The organism is Puia dinghuensis (genome assembly GCF_014642875.1).
In the GTDB taxonomy this organism is placed as follows: Bacteria; Bacteroidota; Bacteroidia; order Chitinophagales; family Chitinophagaceae; genus Puia; species Puia dinghuensis.
This window is the reverse complement of sequence record NZ_BMJC01000008.1, coordinates 52,672-77,904: the sequence shown is the minus strand read 5'-3', so window position 1 is coordinate 77,904 and position 25,233 is coordinate 52,672. Positions and strand designations below refer to the sequence as shown.

General features: G+C 55.1%; 19 protein-coding genes. 11 read left to right on the top strand and 8 right to left on the bottom strand.

What is annotated here, in order from left to right; genetic code table 11:
• Positions 1-304: 304 nt before the first annotated feature.
• Positions 305-649 carry a hypothetical protein gene (locus tag IEY39_RS28285; RefSeq protein ID WP_188937987.1) on the bottom strand — a complete coding sequence of 115 codons (345 nt, stop codon included), beginning with the start codon at positions 647-649 and terminating at the stop codon, positions 305-307.
• A 199-nt stretch (positions 650-848) separates the two neighbouring features.
• Here IEY39_RS28285 and IEY39_RS28280 point away from each other — a divergent pair, with 199 nt between their 5' ends.
• Together IEY39_RS28280 and IEY39_RS28275 are read left to right on the top strand one after the other, a co-directional pair.
• On the top strand, positions 849-2,342 hold the full coding sequence (locus tag IEY39_RS28280; protein WP_188937986.1) for a hypothetical protein: 1,494 nt from the start codon (positions 849-851) through the stop codon (positions 2,340-2,342).
• Between the two features lie 29 nt (positions 2,343-2,371).
• A complete protein-coding gene (locus IEY39_RS28275) occupies positions 2,372-2,992 on the top strand; it encodes a hypothetical protein (RefSeq protein WP_188937985.1) in 621 nt (206 codons plus the stop codon).
• A gap of 212 nt (positions 2,993-3,204) precedes the next feature.
• Here IEY39_RS28275 and IEY39_RS28270 read toward each other — a convergent pair whose 3' ends face one another.
• A complete protein-coding gene (locus IEY39_RS28270) occupies positions 3,205-6,015 on the bottom strand; it encodes a DUF8487 domain-containing protein (RefSeq protein WP_188937983.1) in 2,811 nt (936 codons plus the stop codon).
• 148 nt (positions 6,016-6,163) lie between these two features.
• Here IEY39_RS28270 and IEY39_RS28265 point away from each other — a divergent pair, with 148 nt between their 5' ends.
• Together IEY39_RS28265 and IEY39_RS28260 are read left to right on the top strand one after the other, a co-directional pair.
• Positions 6,164-6,610, top strand: a complete 447-nt coding sequence (locus IEY39_RS28265) for a hypothetical protein (RefSeq protein ID WP_188937981.1) — start codon at positions 6,164-6,166, stop codon at positions 6,608-6,610.
• Positions 6,611-6,616: 6 nt separating this feature from the next.
• Positions 6,617-7,087, top strand: coding sequence for a hypothetical protein (locus tag IEY39_RS28260; protein WP_188937980.1), 471 nt, complete (start codon positions 6,617-6,619; stop codon positions 7,085-7,087).
• Between the two features lie 45 nt (positions 7,088-7,132).
• Here the strand turns inward: IEY39_RS28260 and IEY39_RS28255 are convergent, their stop codons facing one another.
• Positions 7,133-10,573, bottom strand: a complete 3,441-nt coding sequence (locus tag IEY39_RS28255) for an ABC transporter permease (protein ID WP_188937978.1) — start codon at positions 10,571-10,573, stop codon at positions 7,133-7,135.
• 236 nt (positions 10,574-10,809) lie between these two features.
• Between IEY39_RS28255 and upp the strand changes: the two genes are divergently transcribed.
• The 3 genes from upp (at position 10,810) to IEY39_RS28240 (ending at position 15,791) form a co-directional block, all read left to right on the top strand.
• Positions 10,810-11,460, top strand: a complete 651-nt coding sequence (gene upp / locus IEY39_RS28250; RefSeq protein WP_188937976.1) for a uracil phosphoribosyltransferase — start codon at positions 10,810-10,812, stop codon at positions 11,458-11,460.
• 198 nt (positions 11,461-11,658) lie between these two features.
• Entirely contained in the window at positions 11,659-12,918 is a 1,260-nt protein-coding gene (locus tag IEY39_RS28245; RefSeq protein WP_229689128.1) for a PorP/SprF family type IX secretion system membrane protein, read from the top strand.
• Positions 12,919-13,325: 407 nt separating this feature from the next.
• Positions 13,326-15,791, top strand: a complete 2,466-nt coding sequence (locus IEY39_RS28240) for an ABC transporter permease (RefSeq protein WP_188937974.1) — start codon at positions 13,326-13,328, stop codon at positions 15,789-15,791.
• Between the two features lie 114 nt (positions 15,792-15,905).
• Here the strand turns inward: IEY39_RS28240 and IEY39_RS28235 are convergent, their stop codons facing one another.
• Entirely contained in the window at positions 15,906-16,583 is a 678-nt protein-coding gene (locus tag IEY39_RS28235) for a DNA-3-methyladenine glycosylase (RefSeq protein ID WP_188937972.1), read from the bottom strand.
• A 72-nt stretch (positions 16,584-16,655) separates the two neighbouring features.
• Here IEY39_RS28235 and IEY39_RS28230 point away from each other — a divergent pair, with 72 nt between their 5' ends.
• The 3 genes from IEY39_RS28230 to IEY39_RS28220 all read left to right on the top strand — a co-directional run bounded on the left by IEY39_RS28230 (position 16,656) and on the right by IEY39_RS28220 (position 19,697).
• On the top strand, positions 16,656-17,417 hold the full coding sequence (locus IEY39_RS28230) for an EI24 domain-containing protein (protein ID WP_188937970.1): 762 nt from the start codon (positions 16,656-16,658) through the stop codon (positions 17,415-17,417).
• 370 nt (positions 17,418-17,787) lie between these two features.
• On the top strand, positions 17,788-18,777 hold the full coding sequence (locus IEY39_RS28225; RefSeq protein WP_188937969.1) for a winged helix-turn-helix transcriptional regulator: 990 nt from the start codon (positions 17,788-17,790) through the stop codon (positions 18,775-18,777).
• 11 nt (positions 18,778-18,788) lie between these two features.
• Complete coding sequence (locus IEY39_RS28220; protein ID WP_188937967.1) at positions 18,789-19,697, top strand: SAM-dependent methyltransferase; 909 nt, start codon at positions 18,789-18,791, stop codon at positions 19,695-19,697.
• Here the strand turns inward: IEY39_RS28220 and IEY39_RS28215 are convergent.
• Both IEY39_RS28215 and IEY39_RS28210 read right to left on the bottom strand, forming a co-directional pair.
• Complete coding sequence (locus tag IEY39_RS28215) at positions 19,694-20,053, bottom strand: hypothetical protein (RefSeq protein ID WP_188937965.1); 360 nt, start codon at positions 20,051-20,053, stop codon at positions 19,694-19,696. The two genes, IEY39_RS28220 and IEY39_RS28215, sit on opposite strands and share 4 nt — an antisense overlap.
• The gene (locus IEY39_RS28210) at positions 20,050-21,489 is read right to left on the bottom strand and encodes a M20/M25/M40 family metallo-hydrolase (RefSeq protein WP_188937964.1); all 1,440 of its coding nucleotides are present in this window, start codon (positions 21,487-21,489) and stop codon (positions 20,050-20,052) included. Before IEY39_RS28210 ends, IEY39_RS28215 begins: the two co-directional genes overlap by 4 nt.
• A gap of 158 nt (positions 21,490-21,647) precedes the next feature.
• Here IEY39_RS28210 and bshA point away from each other — a divergent pair, with 158 nt between their 5' ends.
• The gene (bshA, locus tag IEY39_RS28205; RefSeq protein ID WP_188937963.1) at positions 21,648-22,775 is read left to right on the top strand and encodes an N-acetyl-alpha-D-glucosaminyl L-malate synthase BshA; all 1,128 of its coding nucleotides are present in this window, start codon (positions 21,648-21,650) and stop codon (positions 22,773-22,775) included.
• A 152-nt stretch (positions 22,776-22,927) separates the two neighbouring features.
• Here the strand turns inward: bshA and IEY39_RS28200 are convergent, their stop codons facing one another.
• Together IEY39_RS28200 and lolB1 are read right to left on the bottom strand one after the other, a co-directional pair.
• A complete protein-coding gene (locus tag IEY39_RS28200; protein WP_188937962.1) occupies positions 22,928-24,229 on the bottom strand; it encodes a murein hydrolase activator EnvC family protein in 1,302 nt (433 codons plus the stop codon).
• Between the two features lie 72 nt (positions 24,230-24,301).
• Complete coding sequence (gene lolB1 / locus IEY39_RS28195) at positions 24,302-25,231, bottom strand: lipoprotein insertase outer membrane protein LolB1 (protein WP_188937961.1); 930 nt, start codon at positions 25,229-25,231, stop codon at positions 24,302-24,304.
• Between the last annotated feature and the right edge of the window lie 2 nt (positions 25,232-25,233).

Here is a 25,233-nt window from a genome sequence, read left to right as displayed (position 1 = left end):
CTCCTCGCTCGGGTGCTTCGCTTCGCTCGTACCTGTTCCAACCTTCGCTATCGCTCGGATACCCCACGAGAGCTGCGCTCGTATCCTTCGTCGGTTCCAACACTGTTGGACCCTTCCTCGGATACCTCGTTAGAGCTTCGGCCCGCAACACCGTTGCGGCCTCTCGCTCGCATCCTTCGCTTCACTCGGATGCCTTCGCTTCGCTCGGTTGTCCTTCGGGTCGGGCCAGCAACGGCGGTAGCCATGCAGTGCCCCTGCACCCCCGCAGCGGCCGGCGCGCTCACCCTGGCCGGAAAACCAGATCTCAGTTATAATCCTGCGAAGAAAGAAAAGAGTAGGGGTTGATGGAAAAGTAGCTCTCGGTGGCGGCTGGCGCTTCGCCCAGATCGAGTTGCAGGAAAGATTCGGTGGCTTTGATATCCCAAAGGTAAAGATGGTTGTTCCTCCCCGCCGGCACAGTTTGCCCAAAGATCTCCGGAAGCATCGATTGCAGCAAACCATTCCAACAGGCCTCTTCCAACTGCTCGATGCCCGAAGAACCGGAAGAACGGCCATCCCGGAGGGAATCATCATTTTCGCACAGGTCCCCGGACAAAAAGGTCGTGCCAATGATAAAGAGTACTTCCATTTGTGCAGATTGGGTTTTCATAACCGGAGATTTTGAGGTTTCAAACACTGTTTACGATACAAATATGGCCCCTTGTGCAGGCCATTTCCAAGTCCTCGTCGGCAAAATCCGGCAATGTTCTCGGTAAACACTATGAAAACCAGGGCCAACCCATTAGCCGTAAGTGGTTGTCTGTATCGAAGTATTTCCTTTAATTTGCAGGCACTCCTAAATGCCTGTTATGCTGCGTCCCGCTCTGGTGTTCATTAGCCTGCTTTTTGCCTCTTCCCTGCAGGCCCAGACAAAAATATTCAAAGAAGTGGGCGAAGACATCTCGACCGAGATGAAACCCATCACTCAGGACAATGCCCTCGTCGGCTACCTGGCATTCACGCAGCTGGAAAGGGCCAATGCGGACTCGTTCAACTACCGCGTGACCATCATGGATGAAAACCTCAACGACATCGGAAAGGTAGATTTTCGTCAGGAGATGCTCGATCTTCAGGCCGTATCTTTCGAGCAGAACGTATTATGCCTGGGGTATATCCAAAGCCCCTTGAAAGGCGTACAACCGGTGAAAACCTATAAAGATCTGAGAAAGGCGCGGGATGTCGCGGGTTCCAGCCATATCCTGTTACAATTCATCAATCTCAGCGGCCAGATCATCAACACCTCGTACAAGGAAGTCAATCTGAGCACAGAGACGTTCGCCACCAGGAGTTATTTTCCGACGATGAAATTAGTAAGCTACCTGAAATATGGGATGCAGATCAGGAACATCCCCAACAGCGGTTTCGCCTTCTTTTATGGCGACGAAGTGAAACAACAGCTGATGGTATTCGATTCCAGGGGTGTTCCGACCCATGAGCTGGACATCCCGATGGTGGCCGATCACTTCATCCTGCGCGCTACTGCCACGGAGATCTATCTCCTGGCAAAGCATAACGTGGGTGCACCGGAAGGCGGGTACAAGCTCTTCGTCTATTCCGCGAAGGATCTCTATGCCGAAAACAATTTCGACCTGAGGGATGCAAATGACAACTGGCTAAAGGTCCTCTCTTTTGACAATGACCCCGCCACCGGCGACGCCTTTATAGCCGGCTGTATCATCAATCCCAGAATGGAAAAGCAATTTCTCAACGCCTTTGATTACGCCAACGGACCCTATGTGGGCCTGTTCACGCTCGATCTGGGCAATCCGCACAAGGAAATGCATGCCAATTGCAGCTATTGGGACAATAATACTATTCCCGGGCTCTCCGCCGAAGGTCTTTTTCTCGACCAAAGCTTTTTCGTCAAATATGCCTCGGCATTCAGAGACTATAATGGCAACACCATTTTTGCCGGCACGGCCCTGAGACTCGAGGGAGTGGCCAAATTCAGACTGGCGGAGGGCGTCTTCGTGCGGCAGGAGGCATCCGGCAATATTGCTCTGGACAATACCATACCCTGCGACGAAACAAAAAGTTTCGGCGCCAACGGCATCCTCTATCAGCTTGACAAGAAAGACTATTACAAGGTGATCGATCGGGACACCAAAACCAACTACATGATCATCGACGATCAAGACAATATCTACATCTACAATGTCAACGGTAAAAAGGTCGTGCGCACCATCCCTCACAAGGACGGCAACGTGAAGATCAATGTCTACCCCGCCAAAGAAGGGCACATGATGGTCTCCGAATACAATCGGAAAGAAAAATTCACCCGTTTTTCCATCGAGGCCCTCTAAATATGTCAACTCTCTAAAAAAATATTGATATGATCAATATCTGGGTAAACGAAGGAAGGAGCGATGATAAGATAATAGCGATCATCGACGATACGATCTATAAATGCAATCCCCGATCAGAAGAGATCGATGATTTTGTCCGGGCGTTGAAAATGAAGGATATTCCTCAAAAAAATACATTTGGGCTGCCGTTCTCATACATAAAAGAAGTCAGGCATCAGGCTGGGAAAAAATATATTCAGCTGTTTTTTCGCGGCGACTCGGAGGAGCACCTGCGCATTGACAACGAGGAGAAATTGAATGAAATATTTGATTGTATAAAAGATGCTCTCCCTTATTCGGCATATAAGATCGATAAATATTCCCCACTGCGTGCCGGAAAAAAGCCGCTAATTGCTTTATTGGTGGTGATCGCCTTGTTCATCTGGACATTGTTTATTGCTGCCGATATGGAATCAGGGATAGAATATGATGTTCATGGCGGGCATTACAACTCCTTTGCGGGTCTCGTGCTGATGTTCGCTGCTTTAGGAATAAAGAAAGTCGTTCTCATTTATACCCCATTATTGGCGATTGCGATCCTGGCATTTATTCTAAAAGCCCGTAAACCTCCGGTTATCCGGCGACTTATGATCTCCCGCTTACAATAGCATCCGCCTCGCCTTGCAAAAAGGGAATAATGAACTTATTTTTATAACCCAGGGAGACGGATTTATTTTCAACAAGGGCAAGGGTTATAACTTCCTGGGCAGGATCCAGCACCAGAATCGACGGCGAACCCTGTAATCAGGTGTTGGCGATTAAGACCAATAGTGACGGCTCGCTTCGATCAATAGACTGGGAAAGCTGAAGTCATTCCTCTTCACCGCACCAACCCCCTTATCCTCTCCACATCCACCCGCACTTCCGGCCTGAACGCCTCTCCCCGCATATATTTCAAAAGGCTCAACAACAACTGCCGGGCTTCCGGGCGGGCCTGTCTGTCGGTAAGCAGGTCAACACCGGATACCAGCAACTTGCCCTTTCCCACGCTACACTCAAAGACCAGCCCCAGCGGACGCGCCGTAACCCAGTCATCAATCACCCTGACAATGGGCTCGATCCCAGCCGATACCGAATCCAGCCGGATGGCGCTCCCATGGCTCATGGCATCCCACCATTCAACATTGGAATAATATTCCGTCGGGAATTCCTGCAATGCCGGGTGGCGGGGATCACAAAGGATGCCAAGCGTTACGGGTGGCTGGCCGCCGGTCCATGCCGTATTCCAAAATATCGAAGAAAAGCCCATCGCTATGTTACCGCCTTTGTCCAGGGATCCTTTCTCCAGCGTCAGCAGCACCTTGCCGCCCCGGTCCAATACCCCTATGGCCTGTTCGTCCATCTTCGAGGTGACCAGGATATCGCCAGGGGTAGGGGCCGGCAAAGAGGACGGATAGACAAATATTTCCCAGCTGTTTGCATGGTCCGCTATGCTCACCTGCACCGTCAACCTGGACGCCTCGCGAACCTGGTGCAGGCTAACGCTGATCTCCCCTGCCCGTATTCCGTTGCCAATAGGAATATCCCTTGCCGGAAACACGCCAGCGAACAATATTTGCCCCTTATCGTTAGTGATCTTCCATAAAATGGCTTCATTCGGCAGCGGCGTCGGCCCAAAATTGGCCACCTCCAGCGGCACGCTCAACTGTTCGTCGTTGGTGTACACCATCTTGGGAAACCTCGCCAGCGGAACAACAGCATTGCAGAACCGGCTGAACGCTCGTTCATCAGTGTATCCCTTCCCTTTCCAGAAAGCGTTCACTACCCCCACCAGTGCGGTACCCTGCCCGGGGAAATCACTAAGCCCCAGCAGTTGGAACCCGCCAAAGCCCTTGGTACGAAGCGCTGCCTCGATATCCGCCTTATAGCACAGCACCTGTAATTTGCCGGACGCCAGCAAAAAACTGTCCGCCAGCCTGTCCATCCCATGTTGGCGCAGTGTTTCCCTGAAGATCTCGAAATTTTTGGGTTTCAATATCCCGCGGTAGGCGTCCATCTCTTTAAAATCCGGGTACACGCACCACTCCCCGATCTCATGACTCACGGTTGGCTGCGGCCACGGGGCGATGATGCTGTCCCAGTCATAAGCGGTCTGCGGCGGCCGGCTGTTGATGATGCTATGAAGGCCATCGCCCCAATGCTGGATACGCGGATCAGGTGTGCAATTATAATCGCTTTCCCGAATAACGGGCCAGCCTGCAGCCGAGGTATACAGCCTGCGCGGGTCCTTTTCCTTCCAGTATTTCACAAAAGCAGTCAGGTAGCTGGTTAAATGCTTTCCGGCCGGCTCATTGCCATACGTCATCATACAGAAGGAAGGATGATTGCCATACGCCTTGACGATGCGGTTGCTCTCATCATAAATATATTGATCCAATGGCAACCCGTCGCCAATCGTAGCCCCCTCGTTGGCCCAGGCGCAGCATTCTATCTGCAAATACAAACCCACGATGTCGGCAGCCTGGAAGGCGGCCTCCGGCGGGCACCAGGAATGAAACCGGATATGGTTGAGCCCATATGACTTGCAAACAGAAAATACCCGTATCCAGGAAGCGACATCCGTAGCCGGATAGCCCGTCAGCGGCCATACGGCGCAGTCCAGCGTACCCCGCAGGAAAGTGACCCGCCCATTAATAGTGAACTGTGTTCCACTCGTGGAAAACCTGCGCATGCCAAACCAGATTCGCTTTCTGTCCCGCTCACCCGAAGCGGTCCCTACGCTTACATCCATCGAGTACAGCTGCGGATAAAACTCATCCCATAGCAAGAGATTATCGCCCATCGGATAAGTAATGGTTATCTTCCCGCTGTCTGCTATAGAATATTTCCTTGATATCGCAGGTAGCTTTGTGGAGTCCGGCGAATACGAGGAACAACGCAGGGTGACAATGCCCGGAGTTCCCTTTGTCACCCGGACAACGGCAACGACCTGCTTGCGGTCAATATCCGGAAACAACTGTACATCCTCCAGGTGCACCACCGGTTTTGCCGAGAGGTATAAGCTGCCGGTCACGCCATTCCAGTTCGTTTGGGTATGATCGGTGATGCTATGCGCATTCTCTCCCGGATTGACATCCTGCACCCTGTTGTCCACACGGAGGGCAATGGTATGTTTCCCCGACGTGAGCGTTGCGCCAAGATCATACACATGCGGAGTCGCCAGGCTGTTCTGCGAACCAATGTAGTGATCATCTATCCACACGGTGGTTTTCCAGTGGCATCGCTCCATGAACAAGGTTATATGCTTGCCCTTCCACGACCGCGGCACTATCACCTCCTTCCGGTACCAGGCAGCGCCTTTGTAATATTTCACCGGCTGCAGCCAGAAAGGGACTTTAATGGCTCCCGGCTGTCTGTAGGCAGCATATTGCGGCGCAAAGAACCACGATGAATCCTCGATGCTGCCGGTCCAGGGTGTGTGAACAGTCACCTCATCACCCTTACCGTTCGTCGTCATGCTACCGGGAAGGACAACGCTGTCCGCCAGCGGCTTCGCGTACCATTTTCCAGCCACGCCCTTGTCGAGCGAATCTATCGCAAACGCCCATTTCCCCGACAGATCGATCGTTTGCTCCTGGGCCAGCACGCGCAGCACTCCCATAAAGGTCAAGTATAAAAACAATCGCTTCATATCATTAGGTAGTCTATGAACTGCTTGTAAACATAATAATTTTTCTTCTACCCGGCCCCACCCCCTGGCCCTGCTGGCCGCCGCGCCAGACCTATAAATTTCCTTTTCTCGTTTTTTTTCATTTTATTGTGTAACAAACTCCTGATCAATGGAAAACAATCAAGAAGACTCCTTTCTCCAAATGCACCTGGACTATGACGGCGGCCATATCCTCCACGAAACTGTTCGATGGTCCCGCTTCCTTTCTATCGTCGGCATGGTCGTGCTGGCCATCTGCGTGCTGGCCTTTGCGCTGGCGGGTACGACGCTCCTCGCGGCATTCTCCCGATTGGCGCCCGGCATCGAAGGCCTGGAAGGCCTGGGACCCGCCCTTCTCATTGTCGCCGTCCTGTTAGTCGTTGCGATCTTTGGCTTCGTAGTCTTCATGCTCTACCGTTTTTCCGTTCTGACGCGCAGAGGCATCGAACAACAAGACCAGGCCGTCTTTGCCGAGGGCATGAAGTGCCTCAAGATCTACTTCCTCACCAGCGGGATACTTGCCCTTCTGGGCCTCCTGCTTAACCTCTTTTCATTAACTACACTATTCCACTCCTAAACCATCATGGAAGACCAACAAACATTCTCTGCATCCAATTCACTGGACAATTTTTTCAATATCGCTTTCGACACCACCACGCGGGCACAGATCAAGCAGGCCGCGGTATGGGCAAAGGTTTGCACCTTGTGCGCCTTCATCGGCTACGGTGTCGCGCTGGTCGTGGCTATTTTTGGCAACCGGGTCTTGTCGACGGACACGGAAGAAGCCGTACAGATCAGTGCCTCCTTTCGCACCGGCAATATCATCGGTGTCATCATAACATCGGGGATTGGCGCCATCATCAATTTTTTCCTCTATCGCTTTGCCGTGGCAACAGCCAGGGGGATGGACAGCATGGATAGCATCAAGACCAACGAGGGATTCAACAGCCTGCGCATCTATTTTAAGATATATGGCATTCTGCTTATCATCGGACTCTCCCTCGCCGTGCTGGCTGTACTTTTCACCATCATCGCGGCGCCGGGTCGACTATAACTCCACGCCTGCACCACCCCGCGATCACGAGTAGGGAGCTTATATTTACTCCGACCGAAGGCTCTTCACCGGGTTGGCCAGGGCGGCTTTCACCGACTGGAAACTTACGGTCATGAGTGCAATCAAAACAGCGCCGAGTCCGGCTGTCGCGAACATCCACCAGCTGATGGTGATCTTATAGGCGAAATTCTGAAGCCACTTATTCATAGCCCACCAGGCAATGGGCGATGCAATAAGAATAGCGAGCAGCACCAGCTTTATAAAGTCTATGGACAGCAAGGCGGTGATGCCCTGTACGCTCGCGCCTAATACCTTCCGAACGCCGATCTCCTTGCTGCGCTGCTCGGCCATAAAGGCCGAAAGAGCGAAAAGACCCAGGCAGGCAATAGTGATAGCCAGTACCGCAAAACTGGTAAGGATGCTGCCGGTACGCACCACGTCATCATACATCGCTGCGAAATCCTGATCGAGGAAAGTATAACGGATCGGCTGATCAAGCGAAAATTTTTTCCATAGCGCTGACACCTCCGCAACGGTTTGCCGCACATCTCCGCCGCTGCATTTTATCGTCATCATCGAAGGGCTGAGTTCGTAGTGAAGCAGCATAGGTTCAATTTCGCCGCGCAGGGACTCGAAGTTGAAATCCTGGACCACTCCAATAACCCTAAAAGTTCTCCCGTTGGTAATGAGTTTGCCTATTGGGTCTTTCAGGTTCAGTCGTTGGGCCATTCTTTGATTGATGATGGCTGTCTGGCCTGCCGTGTCGTCAGCGATATCGCGAGAAAAATTCCGGCCTTCAACCAGCTTGATACCCATCGTTTTCAGATACGTATCATCTACCTGCCAATGTTGCCCCCCAACACCTTCGTCTATTTTGGCTCTTCCTTCGATCCAGAAGGTGTTGCCATTCCTTCTTGTCCCGGGTATGGGGAGATAATCGCTTATGGACACACTTTTTACCGAGGCCATCCTGGCAAGCTCATTCTTGAATTCTTTTATATTTTGGTCACCCAGCGTATTGGTGCCGCGCAATACCATCACCTGGTCCTTATCAAAGCCTACTTTACGGTTGAGGATGAAATGGGTTTGATCATAGATAACGATGGTGCTAATGATTAAAACAATCGAAGCCGCGAATTGAAAGACCACCAGGCCATTACGCAGCATCAGGCTTTTGCTGCCGCCAGCGATCGTACCTTTTAATACCTGCGCCGGCCGGAACCTGGAAAGATAAAAGGCGGGATATAGACCGGCAAACGCACCCACGATCATGGCAGCAACCAGGATAACCGGTACCAGCCACCATTCCCCCCAGGGTATTGCCAATGATTTTGCGGCGAGCCTGTTGAAATACGGTAATACCAGCCATGCGATGAGCAACCCTAGTATAAACGAAACGAGGCTGTAAAGCATGGATTCGATAAGAAACTGATGAATGAGACTGCTGCGGTAGGAGCCAAGCACTTTTCTCAGACCGACCTCTTTGGCGCGGTTAGCTGATTTAGCAGTCGAAAGGTTGATAAAATTGATACAAGCAATGACAAGGATAAAAGCAGCAATGGCGCCGAACAACCAGACAAAGCGGATGTCGCCGTGCGGGAATCCATCCGGCATATCGTAAGAATAGAGATTAATGTCCTCTACGGGTTCAAGGTAAAAATGGAGTTTATAAGCTTGTTTTTCAGCGTCTTTCATTCCTTCTTTGAGGAATTCAGGCAGCACATATTTTTTTATCAAACCTGCGTTCAGTTTTTTCTCGAATGCTGCTGCATCGATGCCGGCCTTTAGCTTGATGTAGACCCAATAATTATAATTGCCCCAACTATTTTGTTCTCCCTCCCAAAATTCCTTCCCTGCGAGTGTAAGGATAAAATTGAACGGGTGTAAATGCGAAGTCGTAGGAATATCGGCTATCACGGCGCTGATGCGGTAAGGCTGAGCCTTGTCGTTATCGAGGTACATCACCTGCCCGATCGGGTTCTGGCCATGGTAGTATTTATCGGCCATGGTTTTGGAGATCACCACTGTTAGGGGCTCCTTTAGAGCCGTTTTGCCGTCACCAGATACCACTGGCAATTGAAAAGCGTCGAGGAATGCCTGATCGGCGTAAAGATAGAATTCCTCGTAAGTGTTTTGTGCCTGGTTGGCGCCGCGCAGTTCGATGCCCATATTTGGCGCCATACGCCCCGAACAGGCTACTTCGGGGAAATCTTTCTGGATGGCCCCGGACAATGGCGCCGGCCAATCGGCCCCCGTATATAGCCCCTGGGCTTCCAGGCGATAAATGCGGTCCGCGCCAGGATACATTTGATCATGGCCCATCTCATCCCTGATATATAGTCCAATTAATAAACAGGCGGCAATGCCCAGGGCAAATCCCCCGATCTTGATGGCCGCATACATCTTTTGCCTAAGGAACTGGCGGTAAGCGATCTTCAGATAATTTCTTAACATGCTATTGCGTTTTGATGTTTTAGCAGCCCACCTGGGCAGGCCGTCCGAACGCAATATTACCGGCCGTATTCGTCTCCGGAGTGCCAACTTATCAATTGATACCTCTTTTTTCAGGCTGTTTTTGTATTCCACCGGGGTTTTGCCGGTCATTTCTTTGAAAACCCGGTTGAAAGTCGTTTTGGAATTAAACCCCGACTCATAGGCTATACCCAGCAGCGTTACCCGGTCGTAGGCCGGGTCCTCCATTTTCCGGACAATGTCGCGAACCCGAAATTCGTTGATAAAATCGCTGAAGTTCTTTTCCAATCCCATGTTAATGATCCGGGATAAGTCGTGCGGGTGCATCTTCAGTTTCGCCGCCAGCGTGGCCAATGTCAGTTCGGCATCCTCGTAGAGGCGGTTTGCCGCTACCGCCTCCTTTAATCTCCGGCCCTTCTCCCTTGCGTCCGATCTATCGGTTATTGGCGTCGACAATTGGACACCGCTATCCGGTTTCAACATCGCTTCCACGGCCATTCCAATCAATACAAAGGCAACAGTCAAATAGAAAGGATCACCAAACAGCGATAACCCGCAAACCAGGCCGAGCAGGAGCAACGCCCTGTCCAGTCGCCGGAAAGCAAAACGCGGCCTGTCCATCAACACCGGCCGCAGCCTGCGATAAAAATCCTCTATCAGCCGGTGCGACAGGCACAAATAGATGATCACCGAAATTAATACCAGCCAGGCCGGCATCCAGAATCCCACCAACAAGGAGCAAAAGTGCAGCGCATCTTTCCGGCGGAACCGCCGGTCCGGGAATGTTAGCTGTCGAACATAAAAATACAACAGCGGACCCAGCGCAGGTAAAAACAACGGTGTCAACCCACCCGTCTTCAATACGATCACCGCTAAAGCCGAACCTAAAAACAGGTTGGCTTTTTGATCGACCCTTTTTGCGAACCCTAAAAGCAGTGCAAGCGTCAGCCCCGGGAACAAGGTTCCCATCGAAGCCAGGTCATACAGGCTGATATGAAAAAAATAGGGTCTCAAGTACAGTCAGTATCTCCAATCATCGTTCCAAATTGGCCACTTATTGGATTGTCACCAAGTTATGCAAAAATCAAAATGGCGCATGTAATAAAAGCGAACAGTGGATTGTTCGCTTTCGATTGGCCGTGGCCCTCGCCTACCGCTCCGGGCTGCCGCTTCTGCCCCTAACGCGGGACGCCCCCATATTTTATTGTCCAATGCCCATCTTAGCGTAGTTTTGCCCGCAAATGTCCTTTATGGTTGTCAATCTGAGCGAGCAGTACACTCTCCTGTCCGACTGGATCAGCGAAATCCGCGATGAAGAGGTCCAGAAAGACCGGATGCGCTTCCGCCGCAATCTCGAACGCATCGGTGAAGTAGCTGCCTATGAGATCAGCAAGACCCTCCCCTTTGTCGAAAAGGAGGTCCAGACACCCCTCGGAACTGCCAACTGCAAAGCGCTGAAAGAACAACCCGTAATAACCACGATCCTTCGTGCTGGCCTGCCCCTCCACCAGGGCCTGCTCAACTTCTTTGACAAGGCCGACAACGGCTTCATCTCCGCCTACCGGAAACACCAACGCGACGGCAGCTTCGAGATCAGCCTCGATTATGTCTCCTGTCCCGAACTCGAAGGCCGCGTGGTCATCGTCTCCGACCCTATGCTCGCCACCGGCGCCTCACTCGTCAAAACCATTCAATATCTCCGCGAAGAAGGCCATCCTTCAGAGATCCATGTCGTAGTCGCCATCGCCTGCACCGTCGGCATCGAATTCGTCCTGCGCAGCGAACCCCAATGCAAGATCTGGTGCGGCGCCATCGATGACGAGCTGACGGCCAAAGGCTATATCGTTCCCGGATTGGGAGACGCCGGCGACCTCGCCTACGGCAACAAGGTCCAGATGTAACGGTCGCGCCCGCCAACAGCAGCCCTGCCCGGCAGCAGCCGCTTCCAGGCAACGGCCCCAACGGCAGCGCTCACCGTTCTCAACTTTAACTTCCGGGTTTCATCCTTTTTTACTATTTTTTCACTCGTTTTACCCCTCATTACCCAACCGTTTGAATACTTTTCGCGTCTATACTTTTAGATAGTCCCATAACTGTTTATGAACCAAACAGCGTTGCTAAAGCTCCAAAACAGACCCGTCGCCGCAGATGAAAACTGCCCGACCGGCGTCGCCTTATCCATCTGTTCCTCAACCGCTGGATCCCGTGTCGTCCGTTCCTGCCGCACCATCCGCCTTGCGACCCACAGCCTCCGTCTCGCGACCCGCAGCCTCCGCCTCACCGCGACCCGCGCCCTCCGCCTCGCGGCCCTCGCCCCGCATTTCACCCGCCTCACCGTCGCCCTTACCCTCGCGTTAATGCTCGGCTTCCCCGCAGCCCGCGCGCAGGACCCCGGTTTCTCCCAATTCTTTGCTTCGCCGCTCACCCTGAACCCGGCACTCACCGGCAAATTCAACGGTGTCGTGCGCGTCGCCGGCAACTATCGCAACCAGTGGCCCGCCATCAACAACGCCTTTATAACTTCCACCGTCTCGGTCGACGCCCCCATCCTCACCAATCGCCTGCCGGAAAACGACGTCTGGGGCATCGGCATCATGGCCATGTCCGACAAGACGGCCGACGGCATCCTCAACAGCAACTATGTATCGCTGTCAACAGCCTACCATAAGGCCCTCGACATCGACGGCTATCACCAGATCGGCGTCGGCTTCCAGGGAACCTATGGCAACCAAAGCCTCGACGGCACCCGCCTCCATTTCGAGGACCAGCTGAGATTGGATGGAAGCTGGCTGCCTGTGTCACCCTCCGAACCTATCAGCTCCGAATTCATCAGCGTTCATTATTTCGACATGAATCTCGGGGTCCTGTACAACGCCAGCACCACGGGCAATAACAATTTCTATATTGGCGCCTCGGCCTATCACCTCAATCACCCCAAGGTCTCTTTCCTCGGCGTGGACACGATCAATATCCCGACGCGCATCACCCTCCATGGCGGCGGCTTCTTCCCCATCCAAGGCTCGCCGAGCACCATCTATGTCAGCGCGCTTTTCAATAACCAGGCGGGCGCCCGCGAATACGTCTTTGGCGGCGCCTGGGCCGTGGCCGCCAGTGCTGACGAACAATATCCCGTCAACTTCTATGCAGGCGCCTGGGGCCGGTTCACCAACAATACCACCGACGCCATCATCCCCTATGTAGGCCTCGACTATGGCGACTTCAGCCTCGGCGTCACCTATGACGTCAACGTCTCCTCGCTGTCAACCGCCTCCCAAAGTCGCGGCGGCGTCGAGATCTCGCTTATCTATATCAAGAAGAAAGGCAACGGCCAGCACGGCATCCCCTGCCCGCGGTTCTAGAGCAGAGGCATGGGGCCGCCAGCAGCATCGCCCGATTAAGCCCCGGGAACTTCGCCGGAGCTGCTTCGAACTTCGTCGAAGCTCCGAGCCCTCGCTTAGACCTTCGTCGGAACTGCTTCGCCACGTTCCTCCTCGGTCGGGTGTTTCGCTCCGCTCACACCCGTTCGGGTCCTTCGCTACAGCTCGGACCCCCTCCAGCTCGTTCATACCCTTCGCTGCGCTCGGGTACCCTCCGTTCATCATTTGCAGCCCGATGTGGCCCTTCCATTGCCGACCCCCGCGCGACCGCACACTCCCTGTATCAAAACCGGACAACCTCACGCATATACCATCCGCAACCAGCTGACAACCACCCAAATACAAATCCGGCTCTCTTTTGGCAGCAAAAAATCATCAATCCACTGCAAATGCTGCTCAATCACCTCAAACTCGCCTTTCGCAACCTGACGAAAGGCAAAGGCTACGCCGCCATCAACCTCCTCGGCCTCTCCATCGGCATCATCTGCTGCCTGATGCTCTTCCAATATGTCGCCCGCGAAAAAAGCTACGACACCTTCCACGAAAAGGCCGATCGCCTCGTGCGTCTCCGCATGGATGTCTATGAGAAAGGGCGGCTCGCACAGCTATCCGCCACTACCTACCCCGCCGTCGGCCGCGCCCTGAAAAAGGAATTCCCCGAAGTGGAAGACTACTGCCGGCTCCTGGCAGCCCCAGTGCTGTTATCCAATCCCGATCGCAACGTCAAAACAATGGAGACAAAAGGCTATTATGCCGACGCCTCCTTCCTCAACATGTTCACCCTGCCTTTCGAACAAGGCGACCCGAGGACCGCCCTCGACGGACCAAACAAAATGATCCTTTCCGAAGACATGGCCCGCAAATACTTTGGCAATGAAGACCCCATCGGGCGACGGCTCACCATCAGCGGCCAGCCGACCTATTATCCCATCTGGAAACATGGCCAGACCGAGTCCTTCGAAGTCACCGGCGTTTTCAGGAACTACCCCACCAACTCCCACCTTTCCATCAGCTACCTCGTATCCTATCAAACCGCTGTCGACCTCATCCGTAAGGGCGGAGGGAAAGACCTGGCCGAAACGTCATGGGGCTGGTATGACCAATATACCTATCTGCAACTCCGCCCCGGCGCCAATCCGGCCCGCCTCCAGTCGCAGCTTCCCGCCTTCGCCGATCGCCATATTAACAGCAGCGCAGGCAACAAGCTCCAGGAATTGCGCAACGAATTCTATCTCATCCCCCTTATCGACATCCACCTCTACTCTCACGACGTCGAAGAAGCCGAAGCTAACGGTGACAGCAAAACGGTCTATTTCCTCTTCCTTGTCGCCATCCTCATCATCGTCATCGCCTGGGTCAACTATACGAATCTGGCTACCGCCCGATCGCTTGAACGCTCCCGTGAGGTCGGCGTCCGCAAAGTCCTCGGCGCCTCGCGCGGCGATCTCATCCGGCAGTTCCTCTTTGAAAGCCTCCTGATGAACACCCTTGCCCTCGTGCTCGCCATTGCGCTCTCGTATGGTCTGGCCCCTCTCTTCAACCGGCTGACGGGCGAACAGCTACCCACCGGACTTCACCTCGCCGGTCGCTGGCTGGCGGGCTTCCTGGCCCTCTTCTTCGCAGGCGCCTTCCTGTCCGGGCTCTACCCCGCCTTCGTCCTCTCTGGCTATCAGCCCGTCAGCGTGCTGAAAGGACTCTTCAAGAACAGCACAAAGGGCATCTGGCTCCGAAAAGGACTCATCATTGGCCAGTTCACCGCTTCGATCCTGCTCATCGGCGGTACGATCATCGTCTATCAACAGGTGAGCTATATGCGCAACCAGCAGTTGGGCTTCAATATCCACCAGACCCTCGTACTCGACGGCGCCGGTTCGTTCGGCGACTCCACCTACCGCACCGTTTATCAGTCTTTTCGCAACGATCTGTTGCAAGCCGGAGGTGTGAAGAACGTCACCGCTTCCAGCGAAGTCATCGGTAAGGAGATATTATTCGGCGCGAACACGAGGCGGGCCGGCGTACAAAATGAAAGTTACCTGATGTATTATCTGGGCGTCGATTACGACTTTATCCCCGCCTTTGGCCTCAGGCAACTGGCGGGCCGCAATTTCTCCACCAGCTTCCCCCACGACAAAAAGGCCGCTATCCTCAACGAAACCGCCGTCCGCACCCTTGGCTACGCCAGCCCCGAAGAGGCCCTTCATCAATATACCCGCGGCTTCGTCGATTCCCTGGAGATCATCGGCGTCGTCTCCGACTATCATCACCAGGGACTGCAGAAAGCAATCGGTCCACAGGTCTTCATCCTGCGACCCGATGTCCGGGATTACTATTCCCTCAAGCTCGAGACCGGCGATATCCGCGGGACCGTCGATGCTGTCAAGAACATCTGGGCGCGGCATTTCCCTGCCGATCCGTTCAATTATTTCTTCCTGGATGATTTCTTCGACCGGCAATACAAGGCCGACCAGGAATTCGGCAAGGTCTTCGGCCTGTTCGCGCTGCTCGCCATCGGCATCGCCTGCTTCGGCCTGCTGGGCCTGTCTGCCTATAATGTGGTGCAACGAACAAAGGAAATAGGTATTCGCAAGGTGCTTGGCGCCACCGTGAAGCAGCTGTTGTATATCCTGTCCCGCGACTTCGTCACCCTCGTGCTTGTGGCCCTCGTTATTGCCGCGCCACTGACGTGGTGGCTGATGGATAACTGGCTTCGCGACTTCGCCTATCGCATCCACATCGCCTGGTGGGTCTTCGCCGTCGCGGGTGCCCTCGCGGTGCTCATCGCCATCCTCACCGTCGTCTTCCAGTCCTGGCGAACGGCTAACGCCAACCCGGTGAAGAACCTGCGAACGGAGTAGTGGCCCCTCACCCGCCGCCCCTTGCACTGCCGTTGAACGGAGCGTCGCAACCGGTGCCCCATGCTTATTCCACGGCCGGCCCCCTCAACCCCCGCGCCCCACAAGCACGACCCCTTACCCCGCGCTTCCTGAGGCACTCCCGGCGCCCCTGCGCGACCCGCTCACATAAGGATTTCCTTTTATGTAGAATCTGTAGGGCAGTGCCGCATCCTCCCCCGCGTAATCGACCCCGATGCGCGGCGTCGCCACAATTTCGCCGGGTCGCGGCCGGTAGCCATCGTCAGCAATGAAGATCTCGTCACCCAGCAGCGACGTCCCCGTGTGCGCCACATGCAGGCCCATGGCCTTCGACAGGTTGCCCGGCCCCCGGGTAAGTGTATCATCGAGGCGGGCCTTGCCCGTGCGTTTCAGCATCACCGGTATACCCTCCAGCGGTTCGAGTGCCCGTACCAACACCGCGTGAGGAACATCCTGCCTGTTCGTTACCACGTTAAAAAGGTGGTGGATGCCATAGATAAGGTAGACATACGCCACGCCACCGGGTCCAAACATCACCTCCGTACGCCGCGTCCGCCGCCCCGACCAGGCATGACTCGCGCGATCGATGACTCCGTTATACGCCTCCGTCTCGACGATGCGCCCCGCCGTTCGTTGCCCATCAAAAACGGTGACCAGTATCTTCCCCAGCAGCTCCCTCGCCACCGGCACCACCTCCGCCCGATCGTAGAAAGAGGTATCGAGACGTTCAGGGAATGGAACCAGCGGCGCTGTCTTCTTTTGTCGGTTCGTCATAAATACGTAGTTTCGACGGATGGTTAACCCCCTATCCCATCGGCCGAACAAATAAACAAAAAGAAAAGCACCTTGCTCAAAGAAATTATAATAGCCTTCCAGTCTTATGTAAAAGCTCACCATTTCATCACCAAGCACCGGCTATGGAAGTGGATCATCATCCCGGGGATCCTCTACACCATCCTGTTCTGCGTCGGCATGTACTTCTTTTTGGGCATCTCCGGTGACGCCATCGCCTGGCTAAGCCGCGTCATCGGCATCGACCGCTTCCTGCACCACCAGCAAAGCGCAGCCTTGAGCTTTCTGTTCATCATGGGAGGCAGTATGGTACACGTCGTGCTCGTCTTCTTCTTTTTCTCGCTGTTCAAATACCTGTTCCTCATCATCGGCTCCCCTCTCTTTGCCTATCTTAGCCAGCAGACCGAAGCACTGATCACCGGCAAGGAATTCCACTTCAAGCTCAATCGCGAGCTATGGAGCGATCTCCGCCGGGCCATCTGGCTCGCCCTTCGCAACGCCTTCTGGCAAAGCGTCTATATCATCTGTATCCTCATCCTGGCCTTCATCCCCCTCATCGGCTGGATCACCCCCGTCATCGCCATCTTCGTCGAGTGCTATTATTATGGATTCTCCATGTGCGACTATAGTTGCCAGCGACACAACATCGCCCCCGGCGCCAGCAACGCCTACATCGGCCGCCACAAGGGTCTCGCCATCGGCAACGGTATGGTCTTCTACGGCATGCACTTCATCCCCATCCTCGGCTGGGTTCTCGCGCCCGCGTACGCCGTCATCGCCGCTACGATCAGCCTTTATCATCAGAATCTCGAGTAGGCCCGCACCCTGCCCAAACCCAGACTCCCGCGCTGCCACAGTCTACCCCCGCCTCCCGCCGCCGGGCCCCGCAGTCTCTCCAGCCCGCACCCTGCTCCGCCGCAACCACGCGCCGTCTGGGCCCGCCCTCTTGCTCCGCCGCGCACCAACCCGCACCGCTCAACTCCGGTTTGCCGCAACCACGCTCCCCCGGGCCCGCCCTCTTGCTCCCGGTAGCCCGGTAGCCCGTCATCGCCGCCCCCGCACCGCCTCGCCCACAGCCAGTGTTTCATCCTTCTGCATACATATTAGACTATTGATAGTAAATAGTAAAATATCTAAAATTCCCGGCAAAATACGCTATCTTTGACTATCCATAGTCAAGAGTCAAATGACCGCACACGACAAAATACTCCAACTCTTCCAAGAGTCCAATGAGTTGACTGTCAAAGAGATCGTCGACCACCTGGGCATCTCCAAACAGATGGTCCACATCGCCATCAACCGGCTTCGCGATGAAAACCGGCTCCAGCGACTGGGCAGTCCGCCCAAGACCGTCTACCGGTACATTTCTGATCCCAATCAGGTGGAGGAAGCCCCCATCCCCTATCAACTCCCCGACAACGAGAACGAGTTTCTAACCCATAACTTCTCAGCCGTCACCGAAACCGGCAATCTTCTCGAAGGAATCGACGCCTTTGCTTACTGGTGCCGCCAGCGGAAACTACCGGTCCAAAAGACCCTAAATGAATTTCTCGACACCAAAAAGAAGTATGCCTCTTATTATGACGACGACGGCATGATCAATGGCATGGAAAAACTAAAGAACACAAAAGGCTACGACAAAATATGGCTGGATGGATTGTACTATCTCGATTTCTACGCCATCGAACGCTTTGGAAAGACCCGTCTCGGTACCCTAATCCACTACGCCAAACAAGGCCAGAACAAATTCCTCATGCGGCTGATGATGGACAGCATTGGCGAAAGAATAAAGAACTTTGTCCGCACCCATGACGCGGATGCCGTTGGCTTCGTTCCGCCCACCATCCGGCGGGAAGTGCAGCTGATGAAGGTGATCCAGGCGCAACTCAATATCGCGCTGCCCGTCGCCGAGATCAAAAAGATCAGTGGTATCATCCCCGTTCCGCAAAAATCGTTGTCCAAACTGGACGAGCGGATACGCAACGCAGATAATACCTTTGCGGTGACGGATAGACGATCGTTCCGGCATGTGGTGCTGATCGACGATGCGGTCGGGTCGGGGTCTACGCTAAACCAGATAGCCGCCAAAATGCGGACCAAAAACGTCGCCGAAAAAATAACCGGGCTCGCCGTCGTCGGCAGCTTTAAAGGCTTTGACGTAATTACGGACATTTAAACTATTCGCCAATGACCAATACCAACGCAGGCGCCGGGCAGCAAGCCGCCACCCTCTATCTCATCCCCTGCTGGCTTGAAGAGCAAGTCACCGCTCCTCTCCCGCCCTATATCCTGGATGCGGTGAAACAATGTACTGTCTTCTTCGTGGAGAACGAACGCAGCGCCCGCCGGTATCTCAAGGCATTATGGAAAGACATGATCATTGACAACTATGAGTGGTATCCCATCCACAAGGCGGAGGAAGAAGTAAAGGTCATCTTCCGCCAGAAACTCGCCGAGGGCCGCACCATCGGTCTCATTAGTGAAGCCGGATGTCCGGGTATTGCCGATCCGGGCCAGATACTCACCGAAGCCGCTCACCAGGCAGGCGCCAGCGTGCGCCCCCTTGTCGGCCCAAGCTCTATCTTACTCGCGCTGATGGCCAGCGGCCTCAACGGTCAGCAGTTCCGTTTTGCCGGTTATCTGCCCGTCGACAATGCCGGCCGCGCCAAGGCTCTGCGCGATCTCGAAGCCGAGTCCCAACGTCTGCATTGCACCATGCTCTTCATCGAAACCCCCTATCGTAACAATCAACTGCTTGACGCCATCCTAGCCACCTGCCGCCCCACCACCCGGCTTTGCATAGCCGCCAACCTCACCGGCCCCACCGAATACATCCGCACTCTCCCCATCGCCGAATGGCGCAAGCTGCCCAAGGCCGCCGCCGCAACCAACCAGCCCCCATCACCGGCCGGCGCCGCGTCCCAATCCCTCACCCCAGCCGCCTCCACCACCCCCACGTCCCCTGCCGTCCACAGCACCCCCGCAGCTCCAGGCCCCACAGCCCAGGCGCCCACCGTCCCCGACACCTCCGCCCCGGCGCCCCCCGCCCTCCCCGATCTCCACAAGCAACCCGCCATCTTCGCCCTCCTGGCCTAACGGATAGACACTATACTATCCACCACAAACTTGCTATATCCCCTCCATGGCAGGGCGCCGAGGTACTCGTGGTAGTGCAGCTGTACTTCTTTGCCGCTGGCCAGCTCGAGGCGCTTTGCCACGGCATCGTTGTCGATACTGAACGTAAATTCATTGCTTTGCAGGGACGGCTTATTCTGGAACCCCGCCAGGATCACCTCCCCCTCATACGTCTTCCAGATATAGCCTTTATAAACGACATAGTTGAGCGTCCCCGCTTTCACCCCTTCGCCAAAGGGCCGCTCATACCGGAAATAGAACCAGATCGCCACTGCCAGCACGATCACCGCTATCGTGATGCCCAGGATATTTTTCATAACCCATATTTGTCTACAAGATAGATCAGCGCAGCCATATTCACTGCGCCCAGCTCCAGCTCCCGCTTGTTCACATTCTCCAGCACATCCCCTCGTGAATGGTGATAATCGAAATAGCGCTGGGAGTCCGGTCGCAGCTCACCTACCACGGCCCCCAACTGCGGCCCAAGTGGGCTCACATCGCTGCCGCCGCCACCCTTCACAAATTCGTACACCCCATAGGGCGTAAGCAGCTGCAGCCAGGGCCGGATCGCCGCCAGCTTTTCTTCGCTCAGCGATAGGGTGAAGGCCCGCGGCGTAAATCCACCATTGTCACTCTCCAGCCCGAGGATGTGTTTCTCGCCCTTCGCCTTGGCCGTCTCCGCATAGGCACGGCCACCGCGGCCGCCGTTCTCTTCGTTAGCGAACAGCACCACACGGATCGTGTGCCGCGGCTTATAGCCGATGGCTTTCAACGCCCGCAACACCTCTATCGACTGCACACAACCTGCGCCGTCATCCTGCGCCCCTTCCGCCGGGTCCCACGAGTCGAGGTGGCCGCCGACTGTTATATACTCGTCGGGGAATTCCGATCCGCGCAACTCACCGATAACATTATGCGCCAGCGTGTCGGGTAACATCTGCGCGTTGGTGCGCAGGTACACCCGCACAGACCCACCGCCCGGATGCCGCTCGTCTGCCACCTGCGCCAGCCGGTCAGCATCCTGCAGACCCACCGCCGCCGCGGGGATCTTCGGAAAAGAATCATTATAGATCAGCGCCCCCGTATGCGGGTTATTATCGACTGAAGAGCTCATGCTCCGCACCAGCACCGCCAGCGCCCCATACTTAGCGGCCTGGCTGGGGCCCATCACGCGATAGCGCACTGCGTCCCCATAAGCCCGGAAGGTCTCGACAAACAGCGGATTAAATTTATAGTTATAGAAAACGATCCTCCCCTTCACCTCATTCTTCCGCCGCTCCAACTCGTCGAAGTCATGGATCAGCAGCACTGGCGCCTGAATACCGGCAGGTCCCGTACCCACCGAATTACCCAGCGCGAGCACCTCGAGCTTTCCACTCCGGACACCATTCACTGCCCCCACTGACCACATCGCCGAGTCCTTGCCGCCCCGCACCCAATGCGGCACCATACATTCCTGCAACCACACCTTGCCGGCCAGTGCATCCTCCAAAGCCCTCTGCCCCCATTGCTCGCCTTTATAGAAACCGGCACTCCCCGAGAGCCGCGCGCCTACTATCTTGGTCAACATCCGCAGGTTCCCATACGTCTTGCCATCGGTGAGTATCGTGTCAGCCAACCGGCGGATCAGTGCCGAATCCTCTGCCACATCGAAAGTCCGCGAATGCCCCGTCTGGCCAAAACCTCGCACCGCTGCGGCCAACCCCACCAAGAAAAAGATTAGTAAACTGCGACTCAACAATTTAAGGTCCATCTATGTTAATTTCGCCTAAGGTAGGGCTTTTTCCTTTCGCCTCGTATCCCTTATCAACTTTCGCCGCTGCCCACATCGGCATCACCGAAAGTCACATAAATCCCGCGGCGCAGGCAAATTGCTTTACCTTGCAACCGCAAACCTCAAATGGCAAAACCATGCGCATAGGAATTGTCTGTTACCCCACTTTTGGCGGCAGCGGCGTACTCGCTACCGAACTAGGAAAAGCCCTGGCCGACAAGGGCCACCAGGTGCATTTTATCACCTATCAGCAACCGGTGCGGCTTAACGAGTTCAACGCGAACATCTTCTATCACGAAGTACGCGTCACCACCTATCCGCTTTTCGACTATCCCCCATACGAAACGGCCCTGTCCAGCGCCATGGTCGATGTCATCAACAACCACCAGCTCGATCTGCTGCATGTTCACTATGCCATCCCCCATGCCTCCGCCGCTTATCTGGCGAAGAAGATCGTCGAGGCCCAGGGCCGCTATATACCGGTGATCACCACCTTGCATGGTACCGATATCACGCTCGTCGGCCGGGACAAGACCTTTGCCCCCGTCGTCGCCTTCTCCATCAACCAGAGCGACGCCATCACCGCCGTTTCACAAAACCTGCGTGATGAGACCTTCAGGTCGTTCGCTATCGAAAAGGAGATAAGGGTGATCCACAACTTTGTCGACACCCATCGGTTTCACCGCAAACCCATCGACGCCTTCCGCCGCGTCATCGCCCCCAATGGCGAACGCATCCTGATGCACGCCTCCAACTTCCGCAAAGTGAAGCGTGTCCAGGACATTGTCCGCATCTTCGAGATCGTCCACAAGAAAATACCCAGCAAATTACTATTCGTCGGTGACGGGCCCGAACGCTCCGGCGCGGAAAGCCTTTGCCGCGAACTCGACATCTTCGACGACGTACGTTTCGTCGGCAAACAAGACCAGATGGAAGAAATACTCGCCGTAGCCGATCTCTTCCTGCTCACCTCCGAATATGAAAGTTTTGGATTAGCCGCGCTCGAAGCCATGGCGGCAGGCGTCCCCGTCGTCTCGACCAATGCAGGGGGACTGCCGGAGATCGCCATCCAGGGGGAGACCGGGTATCTTGATGATGTCGGCGACATCCACAGCATGAGCGAACACGCCATCCGCATCCTGGAGAATGACGACATCCTCAAACGCTTCAAAGCCAACGCTACCGCTCACGCGAAAAATTTTGATATTCACCGCATCGTCCCGCAATATGAAGCGCTGTATAACCGCTTTTTGACGCTGGCATAAGAGGGCGCCTCCTTCGGACCGGGCTCTCTGTCCAAGTCCTCGCCCTCGCAGACCTTCGTCGACGCTGCTTCGCCACGCGTCTCCTCGGTCGCATCCTTCGCTATCGCTCGGATGGGCTCCGGGCTTTCCCGCCGATCCCTGGCGCGCTCCGGCTACCGCTTCAACCACCGCTCCGGATCGAGGTTGGTCCCCTTCTCATTGGAAAGCACAAACTCCAGCTGCCCCACATCGCCCACCCGGCCGAGGATCTGACCGGTGTTCACCTGTTCGCCCTTCGAGACCGAAACGGTGGAGAGATTACTATACGTGGTAAAGTATTTCCCGTGACGGATCATCACCGCATTCACATCGCCCACGCTGAACACACTCTGCACTTCGCCTTTGAAAACGGCTTTTACCGCGGCGCCCGACGTAACGTCGATCGTGATGCCCGCATTGTCATGCCAGATGCCCTTGATGTATTCATGGCGGCCAAACGACATGGAGATCGTCCCGGATACCGGCCAGGGTAATCGTCCCCTGTTGATCTCGAAGTCACCCGTCAGGTGCATGTCCTCTTCGCTGGAGAACACCGTCTTGGCCGGAGACTTCACCGTATTCAGCGTGGCCGGGGTCACGTCGGCCTCACTGCTGTTATCGGGGCGGCTTGCCTTAGCAGCAGCAGCTTTATCGGCAGCAGCCTTTGCCTCGGCATTCCTTTTTGCGGCCTCTTTCATGGCCGCGGCCGTCGCACGGCGGATAGCGGCATTGATGGCCGCGGTGAGCTTAGCGTCCTGCCGTTGTTTGGCGGCCATCTGCTTCTTCAGCTCTTTCTCCTGGGATTGCAGCTTGTTCACTACTGCGTCCTTTTCCTTCTTTTCGTCCTCGAGGATCGCCCGCTCCCTGCTTTGCTTTTTCAGCACCTCTTCCTTCTCCTGGCGGGTCACCTTCAGCCCGTCGATCTTGCTTTGGAGCAGCTCCTGCGTGCGGCGGATATTTTCGGCCCGCTCTTCGCGGTAGGCGCGGTAGGACTTAAGGTATTGAATGCGGCGCAGCGCGTCGTTGAAGGTCGTTGCGGAAAAGATAAAATTCAGGAAGTCATAACTGCTGCGGTTCTTGTAGGCGAAGACGATGCTTTGTGCATACTGGCTGCGGAGGGTGTCCAGTTCGGCCCGCAGCTTCAGTATCTCGCGCCACGACTCGTTCATGTCGCCCTGTACCACATCCAGCTGCTGGTTAATATTGCGGATGGCGGACTCGCGCAGGTGGAGGCGGCGTTGCAACAGGGCCAGCTGCCCCAGGGTCTCCCGCTTGTGGGTATGCGTCTCGTCGAGCGACCGCCTTACATCCTCTATCTCTTTCTGGATGGCCGCCCGCTCTTTTTCGAGATCGGCGCGACTTTGCGTCGGCTGCTGGGCAGCGAGCGGGCCGATGGCCAGCGCAAACAACGTTGCAACAAGGAGTTTTTTCCGCATATCCCTCAATTTATGGATTTTCCGTGAAAGCCGGATGCGGCGGGAGCGGAGCTCCTGCCGCATCCATAACGCTTATCTCCGTTTATAATTTTTCGGGATCGAAAAAGAATAGCTTAAAGGTTCGTTAAACTTGTATTGCTTGAAACTCATCTCGATATCCACCTTCGACCGTTCGGCTACCGAGATCTTGCGGTAGGTGGAAAAACGCGAGTTATCATAATCTCCATAGGTGAAATCCCCCGTCCGGACGCTTAGCGGGTCCGTATCGTCCACTTTGCTGTGTTGCAGCGTATAGTCATTGTTCAGCGTCAGCAGATGGGTGAAAAGCGTGCCCACCGAAAACAGCGTGATCCCCTTCTTCTCCGTCCGATAGTAAAGGATATGCGCCGTATCCAGGAAGAGGGGATTGCCCATCAACATGTCCTGCAGCGTCTGGTAATCCACCGGCAGGTGTACCTGCTCCTGGAGATAGCTCACGCTTCGCAGCCTCACCGTCTTCTTCAGCTTGTCGAGGATCTTCACGCTGTCCCGGGTGATCAGCAGGCGGAAGGCCTCGATGCCAAGCGTAGCATTGATGGACATCCAGATCATGCTGTCTTTCCTTATGCGGATGACGGCGTTGAACTCATAATCCTTGCCGTCGCTGCCCTGGTAGTGCACGTGCATGTGGCCTGAAAAGGTGGCAAAGTCGATATGGTTGCTGTTCAGACCGGCGAGTGCCTGGCGGATCACCTCCATAGAGTCGGCATGAGCGTCGCGCGGTGGTGCGGTAGCGGCCCGCGCGGCTTCACCCGTCGTATCCTTGCGGGCAGTCGTCGACGTCACCAACGCCTTCCTGATCTTTTTTGTGCTGCGGCAAGCCGTTATGCCACCGATGAGTATCCCGCAGACGACGATCGCTGCTACGACAATCCCCCCCCGTCTGATGGCCGCGATCCCACTCCCTGAAAGCCACGCTGCAATTCCCCGCCCCCTGACTGTCGCTCCAACAAATTTGTGCATGT